General features: G+C 34.3%; 5 protein-coding genes. 4 read left to right on the forward strand and 1 reads right to left on the reverse strand.

The features are described from left to right. Positions 1 to 142: 142 nt before the first annotated feature. Positions 143 to 2,176, reverse strand: a complete 2,034-nt coding sequence (locus tag CLV55_RS12670; RefSeq protein WP_112114169.1) for a M13 family metallopeptidase — start codon at positions 2,174 to 2,176, stop codon at positions 143 to 145. Positions 2,177 to 2,350: 174 nt separating this feature from the next. Between CLV55_RS12670 and porX the strand changes: the two genes are divergently transcribed. Genes porX through CLV55_RS12690 form a run of 4 tightly spaced genes read left to right on the forward strand, consistent with a single transcriptional unit; the run spans position 2,351 to position 6,059 of the window. Further along, positions 2,351 to 3,931, forward strand: coding sequence for a T9SS response regulator signal transducer PorX (porX, locus tag CLV55_RS12675; RefSeq protein ID WP_112114170.1), 1,581 nt, complete (start codon positions 2,351 to 2,353; stop codon positions 3,929 to 3,931). Between the two features lie 4 nt (positions 3,932 to 3,935). Further along, on the forward strand, positions 3,936 to 4,343 hold the full coding sequence (gene tsaE / locus CLV55_RS12680) for a tRNA (adenosine(37)-N6)-threonylcarbamoyltransferase complex ATPase subunit type 1 TsaE (RefSeq protein WP_112114171.1): 408 nt from the start codon (positions 3,936 to 3,938) through the stop codon (positions 4,341 to 4,343). A gap of 41 nt (positions 4,344 to 4,384) precedes the next feature. Beyond that, positions 4,385 to 5,578 carry an alanine dehydrogenase gene (locus CLV55_RS12685; RefSeq protein WP_112114172.1) on the forward strand — a complete coding sequence of 398 codons (1,194 nt, stop codon included), beginning with the start codon at positions 4,385 to 4,387 and terminating at the stop codon, positions 5,576 to 5,578. A 58-nt stretch (positions 5,579 to 5,636) separates the two neighbouring features. Next, a complete protein-coding gene (locus CLV55_RS12690) occupies positions 5,637 to 6,059 on the forward strand; it encodes a DUF4258 domain-containing protein (RefSeq protein WP_112114173.1) in 423 nt (140 codons plus the stop codon). The last annotated feature ends 73 nt before the right edge of the window (positions 6,060 to 6,132 follow it).

The raw sequence follows: 6,132 nt of genomic DNA on the forward strand, positions 1-6,132 counted from the left end.
TCACAAGAATAATGCTTCTTTAAAACTAATTCTACACATTCTAACTTAAATGCATAATCATACTTGACTTTTCTTTCCATAAAAATACCCCCAAAATAGTGTCTAACTTTTTGGGGGCAGTGCAAAATAGCCGCTTTTTTTTTTACCAAATAGACACCCGAAGCGAATCAGGTTGATACATTGGGCTTCCTGGTTTAATAGAAAATGCTTTGTAAAACTCCGGAATATTTGCCAAAGGACCATTTATTCTGAATTGAGCTGGCGAGTGAACATCAGACATCACTTGTTGCAGGAGCGATTCTTTTGTCGCTTGAACCATCCAAGCGTATCCATACGCTAGGAAATATCTTTTTTCTGGTGTAAGCCCCCCTATAATTTCTTTGGTTTTGAATTGCTTTGTCTTTTTAAAAGCTTCATATCCCATAACCACACCACCTAAATCAGCAATATTTTCCCCTTGTGTCGCTTCTCCGTTTATATTTTTATCTCCAATTTTATATTGGTTAAATTGTTTAACTATTAAGGCTGTTTTAGCTTTAAATTTAGCATAATCCTCTTTAGTCCACCAATTATTTAGATTTCCTTTGTCATCATATTGACTTCCTTGATCGTCAAAACCATGAGTGATTTCATGTCCAAAAGTTGAACCTCCTATAATTCCATACAAAATAGCGTCATCCGGCATTCTTCCTTCAAATCCGGGCACGATAATATTACATGCTGGAACACATATTTCGTTATTACTAGGGTTATAATACGCATTGTACGTCTGAGGGTACATTCCCCATTCGGTTCGATCCACAGGTTTTCCATATTTTGCAATCATGTATTGATATTCCCAAATGTGTACAGCCATGACATTTTTACAATAAGACGTCTTATCTATCGTAACTGAACTCATGTCTTTCCATTTATCGGGATAGCCTACTTTCATTACAATTTTACTTAATTTATTGAGTGCCATTACTTTGGTCGCTTCACTCATCCAATCCAATTTTTTGATTCGAACCGCATATACATCACGGATGGTATTCCCTATTTCAAGAAGTTTTTCTTTAGTGCCTTCAGGCAAATATTCTTTTACATAAACTTGACCAATGAGCTCTCCTAATGCGCTATCCGTTTCTTCTACGATACGCTTCCATCTTGGTTTTTGTTCTTTAATTCCATTCATCACCGTACTAAAGAAATAAAAATTTTGCTCTTCAATTTTTTTATCTAAATAGGATGCATAAGTATTATACAAATCCCATTTTAAGTAGGTTTTCCAATCTTCAATACTGTATTTTTTTAAGGTTCCATCAAGTGCTTTAAAAAATTCGGGCTGACCTACAATAACGGAATCAGCTTGTTTAATATTTAAATTTGAAAACATCACCTTCCAATCAATAGAAGGCGTCAAGGCATTTAAAGCTGCGAGTGACATTTTGTGATAATTTTGAATCGGATCACGTAAAGCTTCCAATTTCCTAGAATGACTTGCCAACTCTGTTTCCATTTTCATGATTAGTGTAGCCGAACTAAGCGCTTTTTGCTGCGGCATTCCAGTCAATTCAAACATTTTAGCCATGTGTTTTGGATAGGCTTCGCGTATTTTTTTTGTGTTTTCATCATTTTCAAAATAATAATCACGTTGCCCCAACCCTAATCCGCCTTGCGTTAGAAATAATGCATTTTTCGAACTTATTTTATCATCTTGTCCTACATAAAATCCGAAGGCAGGAGACGCTTCAATTGTATGTAAATGCCCTATTGCTTGCAATAATCCAGCAAAATCATTTACAGCGTCTATTTTTGCAATTTCATTTTTTAATGGTGAAATTCCCGCTTTATCAATAGCTATAGAATCCATCCCTGAGGCATAGAAATCCCCTATCTTTTGTTTGAGTGATCCTTTAGGGGCTTCTGCTTCAGCCGATTTGATACAAATATTTTTGATTTGATTATTTATAGTATCCTGAATCATTCTAAAAATACCATTGCTCTTTTCACTCGAAGGAATAGGATGTTTTTTAAACCATCCACCATTAGCATAATGAAAGAAATCCTCAGAGGGAATTATTGTCGTATCCCGATTGGTCAACAAAGGGTCTACAAATTCTTGTTGTTTTTTGGCACAGCTCACCACACTGATGGCAACTAGTGAGTAAACTGCCATTTTTGACATTATTTTCATAAAACTTGTTTTTAGTAACTACTTTTAGTTGTCTTTTTAATAAAAAAGTTACCAAATATACTACATTTTGTTTTTTTATATGCTTTGAATGTTTAGAAATCCATAATTTATTTATAATAATTTTAGCATAACTATCGTTTTATATGTAGTACATTGCAACAAAATTTTATAGTCATGAATACAATCAAAATTCTTTGGGTAGATGATGAAATCGATTTGTTAAAACCTCATATTCTTTTTCTAGAAAAGAAGAATTATAGTGTTACCACGTGCAATAATGGTCGTGATGCATTAGATATTTTTTCTGAGCAAAATTTTGATATTGTATTTCTTGATGAAAATATGCCTGGAATGAGTGGTTTGGAAACATTGGCTGAGCTAAAAGAACGCAAATCCTCCATCCCTGTGATCATGATTACAAAAAGTGAGGAAGAATATATCATGGAAGAAGCCATTGGTTCGAAAATAGCTGACTATCTTATCAAACCCGTGAATCCAAATCAGATTTTGTTAAGTTTAAAGAAAAACCTAGAAAACTCGAGGCTTGTTTCCGAAAAAACGACATTGTATTATCAAAAAGAATTTAGAAAAATTGCAATGGACATGGCTATGGTGAATAGTTATGATGATTGGGTCGAATTGTATAAAAAACTCTTATTTTGGGAGATTGAACTAGAAAATATCAACGACAATAATCTGATTGCTATTTTAGAATCTCAAAAAGTCGAAGCCAATTCGCAATTTGGTAAATTTATTGAACGAAATTATGAAGATTGGTTTCCTATTTCTGAACCTTCAGGATCCAAAAAAAACTCACAAGAACGTCCTATACAATCACACACCTTGTTTCGTGAATTAGTTGTACCAGAACTTGTCAAAAAAGAAAAACCAATCCTATTTGTTGTAATAGACAATCTACGCTATGACCAATGGAAAGTGATGGAACACACAGTTAACAATTATTATAAGTTAGAAAAAGAAGTTCCGTATTATGCTATTCTTCCGACCGCTACACAATATGCTAGAAATGCGCTTTTTTCTGGATTAACGCCATTAGAAATGGAAAAACAATTTCCACAATATTGGAAAAATGATGTAGATGAAGGAGGAAAAAACCTCTATGAAGCAGAATTTATAACCGCTCATTTGAAACGTCTTGGCCTTAACATCAAACAAGAATACCACAAAATCACGAATCTATCCAGTGGCAAAAAATTAGCAGAAAATTTTAAAGCATTAAAAGACAAAGATTTAATCACAGTTGTTTATAATTTTGTCGATATGCTTTCGCATGCTAAAACCGAAATGGATGTTGTAAAGGAATTAGCCTCAGACGATAAAGCCTATCGTTCGCTTACCTTGAGTTGGTTTAAAAATTCCCCTTTACTTGAAATCATACAACAAGCACAAAAATTAGGCTTTAAGCTAATTATTACTACTGATCACGGCACAATTAATGTTAAAAATCCGAGTAAAGTCATTGGTGATAAAAATACGAGCTTAAATCTACGATACAAAACAGGCAGGAGCCTAACCTATGAAGATAAAGATGTCTATGTCGTTAAAGACCCAAAAAGAATTGGCCTACCTACTATTAATATGAGTAGCTCTTATATTTTTGCAAAAAACGATTATTTTTTAGCTTACGTAAATAACTACAATCACTATGTAAGTTATTATCGAAATACCTACCAACACGGAGGAATTTCATTAGAAGAAATGATTGTTCCCTTTTTAGTATTTAACCCAAGATAACCTTATGACATTAGAGTTTACATTAGATGACATACAAGAGGTTGCCAAAAAAATAATCTTAAGCAATCCTGAAAAAGTAATTCTTTTCCATGGCGCTATGGGCGTAGGAAAAACCACCTTAATTAAAGCGTTAACTCGCGCATTAGGTAGTAAGGATACCCCGAGCAGCCCGACCTTTTCTTTAGTCAACGAATACGAATTGGCGCCAGCTCACTATGTGTACCATTTTGATGTATATCGTCTTAAAAGTGAAGAAGAAGCATTAGATATGGGCATCGATGAATATCTCTATTCTGGGCATTGGTGTTTTATCGAATGGGCAGAAAAAATACCCCATTTACTTCCCGATACTTATTCGACACTAACCCTAAGTCAATTAGAAGACGGAAGTCGTAGATTAATTTTGTCATAATGTAACTTTTTTGTACTTTGTGCCCTAATTAACATTGAGCTATGTCATTGACTCCGTTTACCAAACAGCAATTACTACCGCAAGAGGAAATGCTTGAAATTTCACTACAAAAAAGTGAATTATTCATCGGAATTCCAAAAGAAACCAGCTATCAGGAACGTAGGATATGTTTGACACCAGATGCTGTCCATTCCCTAACATCTCATGGACATAGAATTCTTATTGAATCAGGTGCAGGAGAAAGTTCGAGTTATTCCGACAAAGAATATAGCGATGCTGGTGCAGAAGTAACCAATGACTTAAAAAAAGTCTTGTCTTGTCCGATGCTTCTTAAAGTAGAACCGCCTACTATGAAAGAAATCGAGATGATGAATAGCAATGCCATCATTCTTTCGGCAATTCAGCTTAAAACCAGAAAAAAAGAATATTTTGAAGCGCTTAGCAAAAAGAAAATTACAGCTTTAGCATTTGAATACATCAAAGACGAAGATGGCTCTTATCCTGCAGTAAAAACCTTAAGTGAGATTGCAGGAACCGCCTCTATATTGATAGCCTCTGAGCTGATGATTCATAATCAATTTGGAAAAGGATTGCTTTTTGGTAATATAACAGGGGTTCCTCCTACTGAAGTCGTAATTATTGGTGCCGGAACGGTTGGCGAATTTGCTGCAAAAACTGCACTTGGCTTAGGTGCTAGTGTAAAAGTATTTGACAACTCAATCACTAAGCTAAGACGTTTACAAAATAATTTGAATCACCGAGTGTTTACCTCAACCATTCAACCCAAGTCTTTATTAAAAGCTCTAAGACGCTGCGATGTTGCGGTTGGAGCAATGAGAGGGAAAGACCGTTGTCCCGTTGTGGTGACAGACGCCATGGTTACCTACATGAAAAAAAGTGCTGTTGTTGTCGATGTGAGTATTGATACTGGAGGGTGCTTTGAAACTTCAGAAATCACCACACATGAAAAACCAACATTCATTAAACATGATGTGATTCATTATTGTGTACCTAATATTCCTTCACGCTATTCTAAAACCGCTTCTTTGTCTATCTCTAACATCATTACGCCATACCTTTTACAAATTGCAGAAGAAGGAGGAATAGAAAGTTCCTTGCGTTATAACAAAGGGCTAAAAAATGGGGTTTATTTATATCATGGTATACTTACCAATAAAGCTATAGGAGATTGGTTTGATTTACCTGTAAATGATATAAATTTATTGGTATTTTAAGATTCCGACTCTTGGATTTTCTTTTCTTTAGAATACCTTTGCAAAAAAATACATTGAAATGAAATTTTATCAACGTTTTGCTTACTATCTAGTAGGTTTTGTTATTGGAATGTTTTTTGTAGCCTTGGTGCTTACGGGTAAAGACACACGTTGTAATTATTTTCCAAATGCACGCGTTTTAAATGACTTACGTAACAAACCCTTCAACTACAGCATTGAAGCCTCAAGAAAATTAGCCGAAGATTGGATTGACACTATTGATATTAAAAACACACTTACCTATGGCGATGTTGATTTCGGGAAAAGTAATGTGGTTTACCAAAAGGGAAAACTTTATATTATTGAAGGACAAACCGTAAAAAAAGATACAATTCTCTTACGAGTTATTAATTATCCAACTAAGGCAATATTGGAAGATATTATTCGAAAAAAGAAAAAAGAAAAAAAAGCGAATTTATATAGACTGGACCCAAAAGTTTAGACAAATTTATAATTAATTTTGATAATAGTGAGCTCGATATTTAATCGGGCTCATTTTGTTTAAATTTGATTTG

This window comes from Flavobacterium aciduliphilum, assembly GCF_003268855.1.
GTDB lineage: Bacteria > Bacteroidota > Bacteroidia > Flavobacteriales > Flavobacteriaceae > Flavobacterium > Flavobacterium aciduliphilum.